General features: G+C 54.6%; 24 protein-coding genes and 1 pseudogene. All 25 read right to left on the reverse strand.

Features of this window, described 5'->3' with window-relative positions; translation table 11 throughout:
- Nucleotides 1-74 precede the first annotated feature (74 nt).
- A pseudogene (locus E5329_RS18790) lies at nt 75-641 on the reverse strand (DNA cytosine methyltransferase); the annotation flags it as partial.
- The gene (locus tag E5329_RS18795; RefSeq protein ID WP_135990933.1) at nt 607-786 is read right to left on the reverse strand and encodes a hypothetical protein; all 180 of its coding nucleotides are present in this window, start codon (nt 784-786) and stop codon (nt 607-609) included. The gene E5329_RS18795 and the pseudogene E5329_RS18790, both read right to left, overlap by 35 nt.
- Nucleotides 764-2,038 (reverse strand): site-specific DNA-methyltransferase, encoded by a 1,275-nt coding sequence (locus E5329_RS18800; RefSeq protein ID WP_135990934.1) that lies wholly within the window; start codon nt 2,036-2,038, stop codon nt 764-766. The genes E5329_RS18795 and E5329_RS18800 overlap by 23 nt, the downstream gene beginning before the upstream one ends.
- Nucleotides 2,039-2,044: 6 nt before the next feature.
- Complete coding sequence (locus tag E5329_RS18805; protein WP_135990935.1) at nt 2,045-2,578, reverse strand: P27 family phage terminase small subunit; 534 nt, start codon at nt 2,576-2,578, stop codon at nt 2,045-2,047.
- Nucleotides 2,579-2,808: 230 nt separating this feature from the next.
- On the reverse strand, nt 2,809-3,168 hold the full coding sequence (locus tag E5329_RS18810) for an HNH endonuclease (RefSeq protein ID WP_135990936.1): 360 nt from the start codon (nt 3,166-3,168) through the stop codon (nt 2,809-2,811).
- 131 nt (nt 3,169-3,299) lie between these two features.
- Entirely contained in the window at nt 3,300-3,761 is a 462-nt protein-coding gene (locus tag E5329_RS18815) for a sigma-70 RNA polymerase sigma factor region 4 domain-containing protein (protein ID WP_135990937.1), read from the reverse strand.
- 73 nt (nt 3,762-3,834) lie between these two features.
- Nucleotides 3,835-5,211, reverse strand: coding sequence for a DEAD/DEAH box helicase (locus E5329_RS18820; protein ID WP_135990938.1), 1,377 nt, complete (start codon nt 5,209-5,211; stop codon nt 3,835-3,837).
- Nucleotides 5,192-5,473: a VRR-NUC domain-containing protein gene (locus E5329_RS18825; RefSeq protein WP_135990939.1), complete on the reverse strand. Its 282-nt coding sequence runs from the start codon at nt 5,471-5,473 to the stop codon at nt 5,192-5,194. Before E5329_RS18825 ends, E5329_RS18820 begins: the two co-directional genes overlap by 20 nt.
- 162 nt (nt 5,474-5,635) lie before the next feature.
- On the reverse strand, nt 5,636-7,876 hold the full coding sequence (locus E5329_RS18830; RefSeq protein WP_135990940.1) for a phage/plasmid primase, P4 family: 2,241 nt from the start codon (nt 7,874-7,876) through the stop codon (nt 5,636-5,638).
- Nucleotides 7,873-8,304, reverse strand: coding sequence for a DUF7768 domain-containing protein (locus E5329_RS18835; RefSeq protein WP_135990941.1), 432 nt, complete (start codon nt 8,302-8,304; stop codon nt 7,873-7,875). Before E5329_RS18835 ends, E5329_RS18830 begins: the two co-directional genes overlap by 4 nt.
- A complete protein-coding gene (locus E5329_RS18840) occupies nt 8,291-8,476 on the reverse strand; it encodes a hypothetical protein (protein WP_135990942.1) in 186 nt (61 codons plus the stop codon). The genes E5329_RS18835 and E5329_RS18840 overlap by 14 nt, the downstream gene beginning before the upstream one ends.
- Nucleotides 8,473-8,841, reverse strand: coding sequence for a hypothetical protein (locus E5329_RS18845; RefSeq protein ID WP_275443464.1), 369 nt, complete (start codon nt 8,839-8,841; stop codon nt 8,473-8,475). The genes E5329_RS18840 and E5329_RS18845 overlap by 4 nt, the downstream gene beginning before the upstream one ends.
- Nucleotides 8,817-11,669 (reverse strand): DNA polymerase, encoded by a 2,853-nt coding sequence (locus tag E5329_RS18850; RefSeq protein WP_135990943.1) that lies wholly within the window; start codon nt 11,667-11,669, stop codon nt 8,817-8,819. The genes E5329_RS18845 and E5329_RS18850 overlap by 25 nt, the downstream gene beginning before the upstream one ends.
- An 89-nt stretch (nt 11,670-11,758) precedes the next feature.
- Nucleotides 11,759-12,331 carry a DUF2815 family protein gene (locus tag E5329_RS18855; protein WP_135990944.1) on the reverse strand — a complete coding sequence of 191 codons (573 nt, stop codon included), beginning with the start codon at nt 12,329-12,331 and terminating at the stop codon, nt 11,759-11,761.
- 12 nt (nt 12,332-12,343) lie between these two features.
- Complete coding sequence (locus tag E5329_RS18860; protein ID WP_016213915.1) at nt 12,344-12,820, reverse strand: HNH endonuclease; 477 nt, start codon at nt 12,818-12,820, stop codon at nt 12,344-12,346.
- The gene (locus tag E5329_RS18865; protein WP_135990945.1) at nt 12,817-13,944 is read right to left on the reverse strand and encodes a DUF2800 domain-containing protein; all 1,128 of its coding nucleotides are present in this window, start codon (nt 13,942-13,944) and stop codon (nt 12,817-12,819) included. The genes E5329_RS18860 and E5329_RS18865 overlap by 4 nt, the downstream gene beginning before the upstream one ends.
- Entirely contained in the window at nt 13,944-14,330 is a 387-nt protein-coding gene (locus E5329_RS18870; RefSeq protein WP_135990946.1) for an rRNA biogenesis protein rrp5, read from the reverse strand. Before E5329_RS18870 ends, E5329_RS18865 begins: the two co-directional genes overlap by 1 nt.
- Nucleotides 14,305-14,523, reverse strand: coding sequence for a hypothetical protein (locus tag E5329_RS18875; protein ID WP_135990947.1), 219 nt, complete (start codon nt 14,521-14,523; stop codon nt 14,305-14,307). Before E5329_RS18875 ends, E5329_RS18870 begins: the two co-directional genes overlap by 26 nt.
- A gap of 75 nt (nt 14,524-14,598) precedes the next feature.
- Complete coding sequence (locus tag E5329_RS18880; RefSeq protein ID WP_135990948.1) at nt 14,599-14,991, reverse strand: RNA polymerase sigma factor; 393 nt, start codon at nt 14,989-14,991, stop codon at nt 14,599-14,601.
- Between the two features lie 703 nt (nt 14,992-15,694).
- Nucleotides 15,695-16,093: a hypothetical protein gene (locus E5329_RS18885; protein ID WP_275443465.1), complete on the reverse strand. Its 399-nt coding sequence runs from the start codon at nt 16,091-16,093 to the stop codon at nt 15,695-15,697.
- Complete coding sequence (locus E5329_RS30815; protein WP_275443466.1) at nt 16,083-16,217, reverse strand: hypothetical protein; 135 nt, start codon at nt 16,215-16,217, stop codon at nt 16,083-16,085. Before E5329_RS30815 ends, E5329_RS18885 begins: the two co-directional genes overlap by 11 nt.
- A 12-nt stretch (nt 16,218-16,229) precedes the next feature.
- On the reverse strand, nt 16,230-16,577 hold the full coding sequence (locus E5329_RS18890) for a hypothetical protein (protein WP_016230217.1): 348 nt from the start codon (nt 16,575-16,577) through the stop codon (nt 16,230-16,232).
- 115 nt (nt 16,578-16,692) lie between these two features.
- Nucleotides 16,693-17,229: a hypothetical protein gene (locus E5329_RS18895; protein ID WP_016230218.1), complete on the reverse strand. Its 537-nt coding sequence runs from the start codon at nt 17,227-17,229 to the stop codon at nt 16,693-16,695.
- Nucleotides 17,230-17,402: 173 nt separating this feature from the next.
- A complete protein-coding gene (locus E5329_RS18900; protein WP_016230220.1) occupies nt 17,403-17,972 on the reverse strand; it encodes a DUF3879 family protein in 570 nt (189 codons plus the stop codon).
- Between the two features lie 16 nt (nt 17,973-17,988).
- Entirely contained in the window at nt 17,989-18,612 is a 624-nt protein-coding gene (locus E5329_RS18905) for a DUF6033 family protein (RefSeq protein ID WP_016230221.1), read from the reverse strand.
- Between the last annotated feature and the right edge of the window lie 7 nt (nt 18,613-18,619).

Genomic DNA, 18,619 nt, shown 5'->3' on the forward strand with positions numbered 1-18,619 from the left:
TTGCGGCATTTAAGGAGGTGACTTTACATTATTTTTCGCTTTACATTAGCCCAGTAATGTTTAGCTCAACATTATTGGGCATCGATCTGCCTGAAGGCCACGGAGTATCCGTCACCCACGATCTCCCCCGCGTTTGGCCACTTCCCATTCGGAGGTCCAGGAACAGAAACGCCCTCATCCTTGACAGAGCAGACTTCTTCGAGGACGCAGCGGAAGTCCTCCCCTTTGTTGGATGAGAAGGCACCGGGGACGTTCTCCCACACGATGAACCTTGGATATTTTCCATCTGTCGCACACCTCATTTCCTTTATGATCCTTACCGCCTCGTAGAACAGGCTGGACTGCTTCCCGCCAAGCCCCGCCCGCTTTCCCGCCACCGACATATCGGTGCAGGGCGAGCCGAAGGTGATGATGTCCACCGGCTCTATTTCATTTCCGTGTATGCCGTTGATGTCGCCCAGGTGCTTCACAAACGGCAGCCGCTTCGTGGTTACCCGGATGGGGAACGGCTCTATTTCCGAGCAACTGACCGGCTGTATCCCCGCCAGCAGACCGGCCAGGCAAAAACCACCGCTGCCATCAAAAAGGGAGCAAAGTGTTAATTTTTCATCCATCCGCACCGCTCCCTTCCTCCAGGTCATCATAGGAGACGCCTGTCAGTTCCGTCAGCACATCCTCACAGGCCGCCACCGCCGCGTCCCATCCCCGGTCAAACCGCTCCGAGGCGTCACAGCCGCCAAGGGCGTGTATCCTGCGGAATATCTCAATCATCAGTGTTCTGTCCATCTGTCTCCACCTCCTTCACCAGCGCGGAGTACGGCATCTTCTCCCCTCCGCGCACCACATACACATTTTCCGAATCCCCGGTGTCCTCCACATACCTCCGCAGAATCACAGACGCATATTTCTCATCCAGCTCCATCATGCAGCAGATGCGGTTGGTCTGCTCACACGCCATCATCGTGGAGCCGCTGCCGCCGAAAGTGTCCAGCACGACGGCGTTCTCCTGGGAGGAATTGCAGATCGGGTATCCGAGCAGGTCAAGCGGCTTGGAAGTCGGATGGTTCTTGTTCCGCTTCGGCTTGTCGTAGTTCCAGATGGTGGTCTGCTTCCGGTCGGAATACCACGGGTGCTTGCCGTTCTTCAGAAAGCCGTACAGCACAGGCTCATGCTGCCACTGGTAATCCGAACGTCCAAGCACGAGGGAATTCTTCACCCATATGCACACCCCGGCAAGGTGGAACCCTGCGTCCACAAACGCTTTACGGAAATTCAGCCCCTCCGTGTCCGCATGGAACACATACGCCGCGCCGCCGTTCTCCAGGTGCGCCGCCATCTGTGAAAATGAATTGTACAGAAATGTGTAGAATTCATCCCCCTTCATGCTGTCGTTCTGGATGGAAAGCCCGCTGCCGCTCTTAAAGGATACGCCATAGGGCGGGTCCGTCACGATGAGGTTAGCCTTCTTCCCGTCCATGAGCGCCGCCACGTCCTCCGCGCTGGTGGCATCCCCGCACACCATCCTGTGCCTGCCCACCGTCCAGATATCGCCCCGCTCCACGAACGCCGCCTTCTCCAATGCGGCGGAAAGGTCGAAGCCATCATCCTTCACATCCTTCTCCCCGTCCCCGGCAAAAAGGTCGGCAAGCTCGCCTTCTTCAAAGCCCGTCAGCGACACATCAAAATCCGCGCCCTGCAGGGATTCAATCTCAATGCGGAGCAGCTCCTCATCCCATCCCGCGTCCAAAGCCATGCGGTTGTCCGCAAGGATGTAGGCTTTCTTCTGCGCTTCCGTCAGATAGTCCACAAACACACACGGGACTTCTGTGATTCCTTCCCCCTTCGCCGCCACAATCCTGCCATGCCCTGCGATGACATTAAAATCCCGGTCGATGATGACCGGGTTGATGAAGCCGAACTCCCGCAGGGACGAGCGGAGCTTCGTGAGCTGCTCTGGCGAGTGCGTCCGTGCATTATTCACATATGGCACTAATTTGGAGAGCGGCACAAGCTGCATCTCCGTTGTTGTCTTTCCCATTTTCCTCTACACTCCTTTCCTTGCACGGAGCAGCCGCTCCATCACGTCATCCTGCGGCGTGTTCCCCGAAAACTCCACCGAGCAGTTCTCCTTCACGATCTGGTAAATCTGCATCCAGCAGTAGTTGGTCTGTTTCATATAGGACTGGCTCATGGAAACATAAGGGGAAGCGATGGCGGCCCCCGTGGTCGGGTGCTTCGCAAGGAATCCAGTGGAGGAAACAATCTCCTCACACTGAATCCACCGAGACACGCTCATGGCGTACTGCTCCACCATCTGGACCGTGACCAGCTTCTCACAGCCCCTCGCTTTCAGCCAGGCATAGGTTTCGTTGTACACTTCCTCCGCCACCAGCTCCCGCCCGCTTTTCTGCGGGGACTTGAGGAAGTCCTTCACGGGCGGCACGTCCACACCCTCCAGTTCGGCGGGCTCCATCAGCACTTCCGCCGTTTTCCCCTCGCTGATCTTCTCCGTGAGCGCCTTGGGCTTGCGCCCCGCCCCCGGCCTTGCGCCGCCCCGGTTGCTGCCGTCTTTTGCCACCGTTCTCACCCCGTTTCTTTGATTTTGTTTGAAAAATGCTGCGGAATCAAACGCCGCAGCACCCTAAAAAGCCTAAGAAATACTGAAAATCAGAGCGGGGCAATCCCCCGTTTGATTTCCAGTTTTTATGCGTGACGCCCCACGCCCGTTCCCCGGCGGGTCCCTTGTGGAGATTTCACCCGCCCCTGCCGGCTGGCGGAAATCTCCACAAGGGACCCGCACATGATAATTTAACGCTTATTCCATCGGTCGCCACGCTCCGCATGAATCCTCGCATGGCAGGACTGGCACAGTGATACAAGGTTTCCCTCGTCATGCGTCCCGCCCTCTGCCAATGGCAGCTTGTGGTGTACTTCCTCCACTGGCCGCAGCAATCCCTTTTTCTGGCACTCCTCGCAGAACGGATGCTTTGCGGCGTAGCGGTCACGGATACGTTTCCACGCCCGCCCGTACCTACGGCGTACAGCCGGGTCACGGTCGTACTTCTCGTAGCGGCGGTTCTCCTGCCGTTCATGCTCCTCACAGAACCGTCCCTCTGTCAGCTTCGGACAGCCGGGGAAGGAACACGGCCTCTTCGGTTTCCTTGGCATCTGCCTCACCTCCTCACGGCATAAAGAAAGCCCCCGCAGGATTCCGTTGCTCCCGCGAAGGCCCTCTTGGCATTTTTTCACCTTATCATCATACCACGCCCAAACGGATAAATCATCTCACAAAGTGGACATTATGGTTTCCCGAACAGCAGGGTGGTCAGTTTTGCCAGGGCCCGGTTCTTCCTCCGGTATGCGGATGCCCGTTCAATCCCGAAGTAATCTGCCACGTCCTCCGCTGCGCTGCTGCCGTATTCGTTGTCCTCGCTGTAGAACGCATCCAGCACATAGCGGTCGTCCTCCGAAAGCTCCTCCCATGCCGGGACGAACCACGCCATGTATTCCATTGCCTGCCGGTACCGCTCCCGCAGGACGCTGATCTCATCCATTCCCTCCGCCATCCTGTCCTCTGCGGCATGGGGGTTGTGTGCGTGTGGCATCCCGTCAAACTGCGGGCTGCTGATCCCGCCCATTTTTTCATATGCCGCCTTTATCTCATCGTCCGTGTGTTCAATGATGAACTTCATGCTTCCGTAGTCCGTCACCGCGTCTGCCGCCGCCGACTTCTTATCCAGGTACTTCCATGCGATTCCCATAACCTGATACCTCCAAAAGAAAATTTTTACTGTTCCCGGATTGTCACTGGTTTTCATCATTTGGCTCAGATTGTCATTGATTGGCTTTTATTTTCAGGTCAGCTTTCACCGCATCGATCAGTGCGGCCTGCGTGGTGTCCTTCTCGGATAATGCCTTCATGATCCGCTCGTCTATGGTGCCTTTCGTGATGATGTGCTGCACCACCACGGTTTCCGATTCCTGCCCCTGCCGCCACAGCCTCGCCACCGTCTGCTGGTACAGTTCAAGGCTCCATGTCAGCCCGAACCATACCAGCGTGTTCCCCCCGCCCTGGAGGTTGAGGCCGTGTCCGGCGGATGCCGGGTGGATCAGTGCCACCGGGATCTCCCCGGCGTTCCATTTCCGGATGCTGCCGTCCGTGTCCAGCCTGGCATACGGGATTTTCAATTTCTGCAGCCGTTCCGTGATGCGTTCCAGGTCATGCCGGAACCAGTATGCCACAAGCACCGGCCTGCCGTATGCCGCCTCGATGATGTCCTCCAGCGCATCCAGTTTCTTTTCATGGATGGCGATGGTTTCTCCCACATCCGTGTACACCGCCCCGTCCGCCATCTGCGACAGCTTCCCGGAAAGGGACGCGGCGTTGGCGGCTGTGACCTCGCCGTCCGGTAGCTGCAGGACGAGGTCCTTTTTCAGCTCCTCGTATTTCTCCCGCTCCGTTTCGGAAAGGTACACCGTGTACCTGGAATCCACCAGTTCCGGCATCCGCAGGTGGTCGGTGGACTTCATGGAAATGGTGATATCGGATATTCTGCTGTAAATCTGCTTCTCCGCCCCCGGCAGAGGCTTGTAGGAGAACACCACCTGCCCGTTCTGCTTATCCGGCCGGAAGTAGAAGGTGCGGTACTGCCCGATGAACCGGCCAAGCCGCTCCCCCATGTCCAGCAACCGGAACTCCGCCCACAGGTCCATCAGGCCGTTACTGGAAGGCGTGCCGGTCAGCCCCACGATGCGCTTCACCTTCGGCCGGACTTTCATCAGCGCCTTGAACCGCTTCGTCTGGTGGTTCTTGAAGGAGGACAGCTCATCGATTACCACCATGTCGAAGTCAAATGGTATGTTGCTTTCGGAAATGAGCCACTGCACGTTCTCACGGTTGATGAGATAAATGTCCGCCTGTTTCTTTAATGCCGCCAGCCTCTCCGCCGCCGTTCCGACCGCCACACTGTACTTAAGCCCTGCAAGGTGGTCCCACTTTTCAATCTCCGCCGGCCAACTGAAGGAAGCTACCCTGATAGGCGCCACAACAAGCACCCTGCGGATTTCAAAGCTGTCAAACATCAGGTCGTTGACCGCCGTCAGCGTGATGCTCGTCTTGCCAAGCCCGCAGGCGAGGAATACTGCCGCCACCGGGTGTGTTTCGATATACTCCGTGGCATATCTCTGGTATTCATGTGGACTGTATCTCATTAATGATCCCTCCAATCTGCGATTCGTCATCCAGCACATACACCTTAAACCCAAGCCGCCGCAGGAGCCTGTGGCGGGAAAGCTGCAGGGGGCGGGGCTTTTCCCCCGGAGCCTTGACCTCCACGAATGCCATTTTTCCATCCGGGAGAAGTGCCAGTCTGTCAGGCACCCCATCAAAACCGGGCGATGTGAACTTTACTGCCAAGCCCCCGGCGGCCTTGACTGCCGCCCTGAATTTCTGCTCTATGGTTTTCTCTCTCATGCAGATGCCTCCAATCCCTTTATTTTTCAAGCGTTCCAGACTTTCGGGTGACGGTCGTTGACAGTCGTACCATAAAGTCCTCTATAAGTGTTTTTTTACTGAAAAAACTGCCCTAAAGGGGGTTTATACTGCGACCGTCAACGACCGTCACCCTTTTTGCCCTCAGCCCACGAAATCAGCGGTTTTCAGCCGTATCCCGATAATATACGCACCATCCTTTTTCTTCTGCTTCTTGAAGCCCGCCGTTTCCAGCGCATTGTAAAAATCTGCCGTGCTTCTGGTGTACTCCCCCGTCTGCTGGCAGTAGGCACGGTACTCCTTATACATCTCCCCGGACTTTGCCATGCTGCCCCTGTCAGCCTCGCAGCACTCATGCATGAAATGCCCAAGCCAGTCATTGTCCTCCCGGTACGATTTGATGGCTTCCCCCACGCAGGCAGGACAGGGGATATGGAAATTCCGGTCGATGGCTTTTTTTGCTCCCTCAATGATCCACGCCATGACAGCCGGGGCTGCCTCCGAAACGAGGAAATCGGCATAGTTCTTCACGTCCCCAGCGCCCTCTATCCTGGCATGGAAGGGGATCACGATCAAACGCCGCCACGTCCCAGGGTCATTCGCTCCCACCCTTGGCAGATGGTTGGTGTACAGCACGAGGGTATGGCTCGGCGTGAAGCTGAAAGGGTCTTTGTACTTTTTCTCCGCAAAAATCTCATCCGTGGAACACATCTGTTTCACCACGGAAGTGTTCAGGCGCATCCCCTCCTCCAGCTCGGCGGCTATGATGAGCCGTTTGCCCTTTGCCTCGGCAAGCTCCGGCTTCACGTTCCGCTTGCAGCCCACGGTCAGGGTGTCGGCGGACATATTCCCGCTGTAGGTGCCAAGCACACGGGCAATCGTGTTCCAGAAGGTGGATTTGCCGTTCCTTCCCTCCCCGTAGGCAATGACCAGCGACTCCATGTAGACGCGCCCCACCGCTGCCATGCCCACGATCTGCTGCACATAATCGATCAGTTCCCGGTCTTTGCAGAAAATAGTGTCCAGAGAATCCAGCCACAGACTCTCCCCTTTATCGCCGGGAGCCGCCGCCGTTATCTTCGTGATATAATCCTCCGGGCTGTGGTCACGCTTCCCCTCCAGCCCATCCGGGAGGTAATAGGTGCCGTCCGGCGTGTTCAGCAGGAACCCGTCTTTGTCAAGGTCTGACACGCTGATCTCCAGCATCGGCTTCGCCGCCTGCAGGGCGGAAACCACATACTTCATATCCCGCCGCTTCATCACGAACGCCTTGTATGCCTGGGCGGACAGATAGGCAAGGTAGGCGTCCATCTGCCCGCCGCTGATCTTCTTCTCCAGCGACTTGCCGCCGGAAGTGATGGCATCTTCCGAAATGCCCGTATCCATGAGCGCCTGTTTCGTCCGGGCGATCTCATCCTTGGCGTCCGCAAGCTGAAGGTCAAGGAACTCCTCCGCCGCTCCCACTGCCTGCTGCTTGGACTCCACCCAATACTGCCCGCAGAAACGCAGATAGTCCGTGGCCGCCGTGTACCGAAGCTCCACGCCGTATTCCCTGGTCAGAACCTTCGCCTGCCCGATGTCGGAGTAATCCCCCGGCTTCAGCGATTCCCGCCCGAACTCGTCATTGTATGCATCCGGGGCAACATACCCTTCCTGCCCCTGGACCTTTTCCGCAAAGCGGCAGGCACTCTGCCAGATCATGGCAAGTTCCGTTTCTTCTAGGGGCGGATTGCACTTTGCCGCCTCCTCCATGAAGATCTCATGCGCCTTTTCCGTAGCCCCATACCGTTTTACCACGCGCCCCGCAAAATGGGACATGGTGGCGTTCCTCTGCCCCTGCGGTATCTCCCTGCCGCCCTGCGGCTTCACGATGCAGTCAATGGTGATCTCACCCTCATGCCAGAGGATGGAATCCACCTGGGTGCCATAAATGAACCTTGCACAGTCAAGCGCCTTGGCATCAAAGAACGGGAATTTCTGCTGTATGGCTTTCTTCAGAGCGGCGCACACCTCCCCGTCTGTGACCGGGTCATGCGGGAAGTACGCATGGAACCTCGGCCTTGCGGACTTCCCCTCCTTCGGCTTCATGTTGTTCCGGCTCGGTGCCACCGCGAATGCCACATCCTTCCCGACCTTCCCTTCCAGGTCTTCCGGATGAATCCAATCCGCCGGATTATCGGAATGGGAATTGTCGCAGTCCATCACGGATGCGTCGCAGGAAAGGAAGTTATCATTCCCACGGCGGCATCCCCTGAACTCCCCGCACACATGGTCGAACGCCATGACCTCCAGGCAGTCGTCCTCGTTATCCACGACGCACTTTTTCGGGTACAGGCTGTTCTTCTCATTTCCCCTGCAGTTCGCCACATAAAATGTCATTTTCATACCCTGCATACCTCCTCGCAGCCTTCCGTGAAATAGCGGATCACCATATCCCGCTTTTCTGCCTTCTCGATCTCCGCCGCCATCCCCGTGGATATGGTGCCGCCGAATACCCACAACTGCTCACATTTCCCCAAAAGCACCATGCCCATGAACATACCGATTGCCCGCTCCGCAGGCTTTGTGTCATCCAGGAACTGCGGGAACAGCAGGTGCGGGGCGAGCGGAATCGCGCCGTTCTTCACCGCAAACCGGCTGTACCGTCTCGCCTTCTCCGTATTCTTTTCTGTGTCCCCGGCAAACGGGGAGCATATATAGACCAGCGGCCGGTATGCCCGCCTCGCCGCCCTTTCTTCCTTCCTGATCCCCGACAATGCCGCATGGCTCGTCGGGTCGCTGTATCCCTCGCTGTTGTATTTACTGATTCCCATGAAACTTACCTCCATCCTGCCCGCGGTTTTCTTTCCGGACCGTGTCCGCAGGCTTGTAAAACGGGCAGTCCCTCCCGCCAAAGTCATTGTCCTTTAAGCAGGTGCAGACGCCGCCCCTGTTTGCGAAACAGTCCTCGTGCGCCCTGCACCCCTGCATTGCCGCCCTGCTCATCCCTTCTTGCCTCCTGAAATTAGTCTGATATTATTTTCCATCCGTTTATGGAGGGTTTCCGTTTTGTTAAACTGCGCCCTCCAGTGCCGGTACGCAGCCGGCTCCTCCGAAAGTTCCTCCATTTTCTGCCTGTACATATCGCACAGGGCCTTGTATCCGTCCGCCAGCCCCCGCAGTTCCGAGAGCAGCTCCGCCCTTGTCTCGTCTGTGCAGTATGAATTGATGAGCCTTGCGGCTTTCCTCATCGCCGGCATCTTGCAGGGGAAGAACGCCTCCACAATAAGCTCCATGTATCCCGTCCCGTATTCAATCCGCAGCCGTTCCATCACACACCCCCTGCCTAATCCTTCTGGTAGAACGGACATTCGTAACCGTCTGCCCGGAGCAGTAAGCCTTTTGCCCATGGCGGCGTCCTCCCCATCTGTTCACACACAGCCCCCACGGACATCCTCCTGTCCGCCTCGATGATGATCTCATCGTGGATATGTCCGACAATCGCACAGTTTTTCAGTGTCTGCATGGCATAGCATAAGATGTCGCGGGCAATGCCCTGCACAAGGTTTTCCACAAACTTTGCACCATAGCTTTCCAGCCGCTCCCATTTCTTCGTGCCGCCCACGCCCATGTAGGTGACGGACTCCCCGCCGAAACGGTTCTCCCCGATGCGCGGCTTCACATAAGCAAGCCGCCTGCCCGACGGGAGCGTGATGAACATCATGCCGCTCTGGTAGTCAAACCGGATGCCGTGTGTTTCCGTGGGCATCCTCTTTTTGATGCATTCCTTCACGGCACGGTCCACTTCCCACCATAGCTGTACGATATTGGGGTTCGCCTCCCGCCAGCTATCCACGAGCGGCTGCAGCTCATCCTCCGTCATCCCCGCCTCCAGTGCGCCCATTGCTTTTAATGCGCCAACCGATCCGCCATAGCCGCATGACAGCGTCGCCTGCTTCCCTTTCTGCCTCAGTCCCGCATTCTCGCCATGCTTTTCCACCCTGCAGTGGAACATACGGGCGGCAGTCTCACAGTAAATGTCGCCACCCTTTTCAAACACATCCGACACCCATTTCTCCCCGGCAAGCCACGCAAGCACCCTCGCCTCTATTGCGGAAAAGTCCGCCACGATGAACTTCCTCCCGTCCTGCGGCACAAAAGCCGTGCGGATGAGCTGCGAGAGCGTATCTGGGATATCTTCATACAACATGGAGAGGGCATCGAAATCCCCGGCTTTCACAAGCTCCCGCGCCTGTGCCAGGTCCGGGATATGGTTCTGGGGCAGATTTTGAAGCTGCACCAATCTCCCAGAATTTCCAGTCACCCATACCCGCCCGTTTCTTCTTACGAGGAAAAATCCCGTAGGCGTTTCAGCGCAATAAACAATTCCACTATATTGAAACTTTCTTGGCTTCGCCTTCACTTCATGGCAGTTCTTTGGCGTAAGCCAAATATCCACAGCATAGGCATCACTCCAGTTCGGGTGTTCATCCTTTCTGTGCTTTACCTTCATTTGGGCAGCCCGGCCAGTGATATGGGCAAATGCCTGAACCATATCTGCATTCTGTTTATTGCAGGTCACATATTGAATGCTGTTCTTTGCGCTCTGATAGCCATCCCAATTTACCAGTTCATCAAAAAACACATCCGCACTCTCATCGAACAGCCATGTGTCAAAAGTTTTATTCCGAAAAATTCTCAGCCATAAAGGTACATTACGGGAATAAATCTTAAATTGGTGCCGTACACCCCGTTTTTCTCCATATACCCTGTATACAAAAGAAACATCCGCTGCCCTCAAAAGTGTCTTGCACCGTTCCACTTTCCGCAGTTTTGTAAAAGCCAGCACAACACTTCCATCTTCCGTAAAACAGCCATCTGCCTGCACCATTACCAATACACGCAATATACTGTGTTCCATTCCCGCCGTTGTCTGTCTGTATCCCGTAAATGGAATACTCGGCCGGTATTTTTCCATATTCTCCACAGTATCTATCAGCCACTCCCCTCCATACCGCCTTTTCACATACATCTTGTGGTCTGGCGTACTGATCTGGTCGATACGCTTATCACAATATTCGTACATAACCCCCTCATAAGGAAACGCAAGGGCATTTGACTTTTGAAATGACACTGTTTCTCCAGATGGATTCCAACAGGCAATCTTCCCGCCAGTCCATTCATCAAGCCGCTGCCATCCGGCATCTGTCAAAACTTCATGGTCACCCGTCAGACAGAACCGCCCCGTCCTATTGGCGCCGTAGAAGGCGAACATCCCATGCGCCCGGCTGTCCGCGCACACCGCATTCTCCATTGCCTGGTATTTCTTAACAGATGACCTGGCAAGCTGCTGCCGCAGGGCAAGCGCCTCCCCCAAAGGCTCCGGCGCAGTCTTTAACAGTTCCGCCACCGCCTTTTTATCCAGCGAATCCGTCTCCACCCCGTTCTCCGAAAGCCACTGCTTCATCTGCTGCACGGAGTTTGGGTTCTCCAGTTCCGTCAGTTCCTGCATGGCGCCTGACAGCTCTGCCTTGGAACGGCCGTCCATGGCGATTGCCTGTGTGACCATCCCCATGTCCACGCCGATACCCCGGTCGTTGATCTCCTGGTCCTGCCAGTATTCCTCCCACACAAAATCCGGCACGGGGAACTTGAAAAGCCTCTGCTGTATCTGCATCTCCGCCTCCACGTCACGGAGGTTGTATGCCTTGAACCGCTCCCATTTCTCCCTGTCATGCTCCGGCAGGTTCCGTGTCCGGCCGCCGTTCGCCTTGGTCGGCTTGCAGGGGACACAGAAATACCGTATCAGGTCTTTTCCTTCTGACAATTTCTGCTTTTCCAGCCCAAGCACTGTGCCAACATTCTCCAAAGACAGCGGAAGGCCAAGGGTGGCAGACCAGACCATGGAGCATTTCCACGATTCCGGCTCCAGCCATTCCCCAAGGTAATTTGACAAACACACCCTCTCGAACATGGCATTGAACGCCCATTTCGTGACGGACTCATCGGAAAGCGCCGCCAGTATTTCCGCAGGGATTTCCTCCCCGCAGGCAAGGTCAGCCACCTTCACATCCCCGCCATCCACGCTGTATCCGAATAATAAAATCTCAAAATTCGGCGAAGAGGAATATTTATAAACACCGCATTTGTACAAATCCACATCACTGTACGATTCAATATCAATTTCGATAGACTTCAATTCCACCAGCTCCTTTCACCGCCTTAAGGGCGGCAGGGAAAAGGCAGACGCCCCTCCCCGCCACCCGGCAGTATATCCCCGCTATGCCGTCAGGAGAGGAAATCCTCCTCGTCCCCGGCTTCATCCGCAAAGTCATCCTCCGCACGGGAACGCCCGCCAAGCGGCTCCCCGTCACGGATTTTCTGTAAATTGTTCAGCCCGCAGGCGATACCCTTATTCCCGTTGGAATTGAAGGCATAGAAATTGATGCTCGCCCTGCCGTATACGCCGCTGTACACCTCGGAATGGTCCAGGATCGGCTGCCGGTCCGCGTCCACGATTCCCGGAGCCGTGGAGCTGTTGGCATTGACGAAATACGAATCCGCATAAGCTTCATCATCCGGGCGCTCCACGTCCCCGTCACGCAGCGGGGTCTTCAAAACGGAAAGGGCAGGGACGCTCCTGCCGTTTCCCTTCAGCTTCGCCTCGCCCTCGCGGTACGCCGCCTTGATTGCTTCCTCGATCCTGGCAATGGTCTTCTTATCCGACTTCGGGATGATGAGCGACACGGAGAACTTCGGCGTGCCGCCGTTGATTGCCTTCGCTTCCCATGCGTTGCAGTAGCTCCACCGGGTGTTCGGCCCGGTGATTACTTTTGTTGGATTGTTGGCTGTGTTTGACATATGATTTTCCTCCTAAATTTCATTCAGTTTTGCATATTCGCCAAAATAACTCTTTGCCGCCTCGTTATACGCGAGGGCGGCTTCCTCTTCTGTACCGTAAAGGCCGATGTGTTTCTCCCTGCCGCCTATCATGATCCTGCTGCGCCATTTATGCTTATCCCTCATATACGAAACGCCCTTGAACCGGGATGTGCCGTTTTCCACCCGGTGCTTGCGTGTATTGAACGCATTCTGCTGGTGCGTGACAAACCGGAGGTTGCCCCTCCTGTTATCCAGCCTGTTCCCGTTAATATGGTCAACGACAAACCCCCGCGGCGGCTTTCCAAGTATTGCGTGGTGCATTTTCAGATACACCATTTTCCCATTCTCCCGGAATCCCCGCATTGCATAGCCGGCTTTGCTGCAGCTCCAGTGGTGGATGCCCAGCCTTTCATAATCCGCATCATCCACAATTGCCGCCTTCCCCTTTGCCAGCGGTATCTCCCTCACTTCTCTTCCTCACGGAAATCCTGCTCTGCCGTGTTCATTTCCGGGCGCTTATCCGTCTCAAGCACAAGGACGGGCTTGCCCTGCGGTTTCTCCACAAGGCCCTTCAAAATCTCCGCAAACTTCTTCTTGCCCAGCAGCTTCTCCATGGCCGTGATGCCTAAGAGCTTCGGCTCATACGGGTCGAAGCCAGCCTTCTTCACGGTATCCGCAACGGCATCCTCGTCCGTGTACTTCCGGTTCGACCTCCCGGCTACCACCTTGAACCCGGCATACTTCACGCCAGAGAGCGCCTGCTGCAAAGCGAACTCCTTCACATCCGCCGCCCATGCCGCCAGCTCATCCGCTTTCACGAGGATTGCCGCAATCTCGTCATCCTCCAGCGTGGCGGGCATCTCGAAGTCATACTTCGCAAGCTCCAGGTTGTATTCCGCCCGTTTCCTGCAGACCGCCTTCGCCTTGCAGAATTTGCAGTGTTCCCCGGCGCAGAACTCGCCCTCCCCGGCATAGGCCAGCTTCGCCCTCTCGGTAAGCTCACCCTCCGCCCACTGGAGAAGGTCCTCTTTCGCCATCCCATACACGCTGACGTTCTCCCGGCGCGGCTGGTAGATCGCCATGCGGACAGCGTCAATGTCATAGATGCCGTCGAACAGCTCCAGCGCGCCCAGGGCATACAGCATCATCTGTGGGTTCCCCTCTGCGGAGACCTCCACACCCTTGCCATGCTTGTAGTCGATGATATACAGCGTCCCATCCGCAATGATCACACAGTCACCGGTGCCGAAGCCTTCCTCCACATACCGTGAGAAGTCCAGCCGCTGCTCAATCAGCACCACCGGGTCCTTGCAAGTTTTCTTTGCCTCTTCCACCAACGAGAGGACATACTCCGCATATCCGCAGGCGCACTCCTCCATCTCCTCATCGTAGAACTCAAGCCCCTCCGTAGGGTCTTTAGTTTCCATCCCAAGTGACAGCTTCAGCTTGTGTTCGCCCAGGCTGTGGGCGTCGGTGCCCTGCTGCGCGTATTCGCTGCCCGTGTCCTCGTAGTTCTCACAGAGCCTTGCGGACGGCGGGCAGGCAAGCCACCGGTGGCTGGAGGATGCCGACAGTAATGCGTGTTTTCCCATCACAGCACCTCCGCTTCCGCAAGCAGCGCCGCATATTCCGCCGGGTCGATCTCCGACAGCTTATCCGCGCCGTGCTTATTCAGCAGTGCCCTCACTTCCTCCGTGTGCCCGGAGCGGGACTTCTCCGCCAGCACCGCGCGTACTTCCTCCAGCGTCAGCGGCTTTTCCTCCGGCTCCTGCTTTGCCGCCTTTGCTTCCTTCTTCGCCGTGTTCTTTGCGGTCTTCCCGGCCCTGCCCGCTTTCCCGGTTTCCTCCGGCTCCTTCGTGGTCGTCATCTCCGCCTCTGCCGCCCCACTGTCTGCCACCGCATCCGCAACGGCTTGCAGGCTGTCCGCAAGGGAACGCAGGTCCCCGATGACATCAAGCAGTAACTTCACTTTTCCCATGTACGTTTCCTCCTTCCATGACTTCACTGACTGCCAGCTCCCGGACAGAATCGCCCGGAACAATGATGGTCAGCCTCCGCTTCTCCCCAAGGAGGAAGCGCAGGAAACGCTCCCTCACGGAGATATGGCGGCAGCTCACTATCCCGCCGGATGCCGGCTCCTTTGAAACACTGATCCTCAATGTGTGTTCCATGCCCATGACCTCCATTTCCGAGGGTCTTTGCCGCACCCTCTGACATAAGCCATGGGAGGACGCACTTTCGGACGGTCAGAAAAAAGTTTTTTTCATTTTTTTCAGCGCCCTTTTTACCGCATGGCGGACTGCTGACTCATCCCTGCCTTCCTTGGCGGCTATCTCCGTGTAACTCCACCCTTCGATCACGCACCGGCGCACAAGCTCCCTCTGGCGGTCATTCAGGCAGGAAAGCAGCCGCTCCACTTCACAGTCCTCCACGGCCTCCTTCATGGTGTCTGACGCAGATGCAAAAAACCTCTGGTCCTCATACACAAAGGTTTCCAAAGACGTGTGGCGGTCCGGCCTTGTGTTCCTCCTGTCGCTCTTTTCTGCCTCTTCCACGGAAGACAGGTAAAACTGCCCGATCTCATCCGAAACATCCAGTTCCATCACCCTGCCGTCCGCATCCTTGTATTCAATTTTCATTCAGATTCCCTCCAGTCTTGAAATTTGCTTAAACAGTTTCAAGACCGGAGCGGCGGCGCGCGCACCCTGTAAGGCGGGCGGACTAAGGCGCAAAAAAAGCGCGCCTGAAAAATCCCAGGTACGCCCGTAATGAAAATCATGTATTCTTTTGTAATATGTCTGGGAATAAAATAGAAATGTGTCGAATAAAAAAAGCCCGCGGTCCCCTTGGAAGGAACTGCGGTATGTACAGATAAAATATGATATTCGTGCGCAGATGCCGGAAACCTGTTCCCAGCCCGTGCAATGGCCATAATGTCCCCTTTCGTGGGGACAGCATTTCGTTCCGGCTTCCCCGGCAGCCTGCCGGTGCCATCCGGCGGGGAAGCCCTGCGGGGACAGCCTGTCCTTTCTCTGAACAATAGAAAACACCCAGCATAACGCAGCCGTCCCGGCTGCCTTTATCGGGTGCATCGTAATCTGGCTTTTTACTGCGTTCCTCCGCCTAAAAAGGGCAGAATTTTATCATCCAAAGCCAGAAAAAGCGGGCGCACTGCAATCCACATTCATCGTGAAACGCAGCACGCCCGCCAAAATGTATGTATCGCTTTCAATTACCGTTTTTTAATGTAACGGGGAACCGCCTCCCCACACTGATATGGAACAAGGGAACCAGCCTGTCTCTGCCAGTTCCCTTTTATCGTTTGTGCTTTATGTATTCTTCTTATGCCCTCGCATCAAATCCACCCTGCACTTCCATCCCGGCAATGCCGGAATTTATCTCCTGCCTTGCCGCATGGTACGCATCATAGTAGGCAGCCTTCAAAGCCCCGTGTACCTGTGTCTCCGCCTTCGACTCCTTCTCATGCCAGCCCACGCCCGCCGTGTAGGTCAGTATCTCGTCATCGTTCCCGTCATACACATGGACGGCGGAACCCGTACCTTCCGACTGGAACTTGGCTTCATACGGCTCCCCGAACAGGAGGCGCAGCCACCTCTCGTCTGCCTCCCGTATTTTCTCCATGTCCGCCATATTTTGATTGAGTTTCCCCATCAGCGCAGACCTGTCCGGCGCGACTTTGGCGACCTCGCTTTTCCGCAGGGCGAGGAACTTATTCCCCATATAGACGTTCTGCGCCGCATCCTGTTATCCTCTCCTGGAGGGAATCGGACAGCTTCCATTCCTTTTTGGATGACGCTTTGGGGATGCCCGCATGATGGCTTTTTGCTATTCCTGTTATATTCATTTCAATCGCCTCTCACTTCTGCGTTTTCTTTCTGATAAGTATGGAAATCAGCATGGCTGCTATCCCCAAGGCAAGATAAACTGCCGCATACAGGATAAATGCTGTTTCCCCCATATCAAAGAATATCCATGTACCTATGAGGAACAGCACTGCCGAAATAACCGGAAGGCTCCATAAATGCCGGATGTCCTTTCCCGCAAATGCTCCGATTAGCACGGAATATAATGGATTGACTGCAAAAAACAGAAGAAAGCATACCGCCATTCCTGCATCGCCTTTTACGAAAGTAACCGCAAGCCACGGAAACGCCAGCATAACTACCGCCGAAGCCGCCATCCATAAAATAATGTTCTTTTTCATATGATACCTCTTCCAAAATCTGTTTTTAATTCCCCAATCTGTCGGAACATAGGGGATACCTGCCTTGTCGGGCTGTGACCTTATTGGAAAATATATTCCAAATCTTGTTACTCTCTCAATCTTCTGGCACTATTCCATTAGGGCACTCAATTCCTAAAATATCATAATACTCATTTGTAAATGAAATTTGCTCACAAGGGAATTTGCTTTGCAAATCTTTGATATACTCAAACGGGGTATCTATCAATGCTACATCCATCCCTTTGCGAATTGTATCCAAAACGCTTTTTACTTCGGGCCGAGCTTTATATTCCTGTTCTTCTGGACAATTAACAAAATCATCAAACATTTTCTTGTCCCACCAAATAATCTGTTGCAGAGTATTTGTACCACCAGTGGCGAGTATCAGCCCTAAGAAATCGCAAAAATTACGGGCAATGGGATAGACAAAGTAATCGCAACAAGTTTCTGGATTAACGCAGAAAACCATATCTCCAAAACCTTCAATAAAGCAGTAGTGTATGCCATTATCCCAACCAATAATTTCAGCTCCAATAGGTGTGCAAAAACACGGCATTCCTCCTCCAAGTTCTAAACCAATCCAACTACCGTCTATCTTCAAATTTTTATATTTTTCATAAAGCATATTCATTTAGGTTCCTCCAAAACAACACTTAATCTGCAAGAACGCTGGGGATAAATATACTGCCTAACTTCCCCTGCCACCCCTCCCTTCGCTGCTTTCCCATTCAGAGCCGCGCCCTCGCCTCCGGGCAGACCGTAGAGGCAAAGCATTATGCGCCTCTGCGGAATAAGGTGTATAGATTATACCTGTATATCCAACCCTTCCACCGTGCCAGATTTCCCAGATACCATTGACGTAATGCTCTCATCTGCAAAAATCTCATCCAGCACATCAGACGGAATCGGCTTGCCATGCGTCCAGCCGGGTACCTTTTCTTTCACGGCATTGGCTACTTTTCTTCCAATACTTATTTCCAACTGCCCTAAAGTCCATGCCGCAGCTACCCGGTCTTCCTTCTTTAATGTCTTATAATAATTGTTTTTTGCCTGAGCCATTTCTTCCCACTCTGCCTCATTGTCACCGGACATTCCATTGTATTTATAATACGCATCCTTCACGCTGTTAAAAACACGCTGCTTCATCTCATCAGATACCTTGATGATCTTCCTCGCATTGGGATTGTTGGTAACGCACATCCCTTCCACGCCATAAGAATTTTTCCTATGTCCGGTAAGCTGGTCTTCCAGCGTATTCCTGCCGCCCGCACTGGAACGCCTTGCCCCGGCGAAAGGCATATTCGTGTTTCCTTTGCCGCCGTTCATCCTTGATAAAAGCTGCCAGATTCCCTGACTGTTATTTCCTATACGCATGATAAAATTCCTCCTTCTATATGGTCAAATCCAACTGTGCGCCTTTGCCTTCTTCCTGCAGTTTCACAGGCTGGCTTGTTCCCGCCTTTATCTGTTCCATCAGTTTTTCCACGGATTCAGCCTTTGCCAGCTTCTTCTCCTTTAAGGCTTCTTCCTCTTTCTTCTTCGCACGTTTTTCCGCTATCTGTTTCTGTACCTTTTCCTTATAGACCGTACCGGGGTTCTCCATTGTGTCCTTGCTCCTGCCGACCATCCAGTAAGACACTTTCCCATTCTTGTCAATAAGGGCTCCTGCACTGAGTATCTCATCATTGTTCTCCCTTGCGAACTTCTCAATCCGCTCCGAATTGCCAGACATTTCTGCAAAAACTTTCTCATACTTCGCCGCCGCTGCCGGGTCTTTCGCCATCTTCTCCACAATACTGGAGGAAACCGCTATGTTGTTATAACCCCTGCTCCCAAGCATATAGGCATCTTCCTGTTTTCCGTTCTTGAAATCCGCAACCGTTATGTTCACATCCGGGTATTTCTCTTTCAGACTATTCAGATAAGCCTGCGAATCCCCATTGAGGGAGCTGTTCCCATTTGTCCTGTCTGCTGCATATGTGTTCGTGTAATCCGTTACTCCTGAAATTGCCATAATAATC

This window comes from Petralouisia muris (genome assembly GCF_004793545.1).
Taxonomy (GTDB): domain Bacteria; phylum Bacillota; class Clostridia; order Lachnospirales; family Lachnospiraceae; genus Petralouisia; species Petralouisia muris.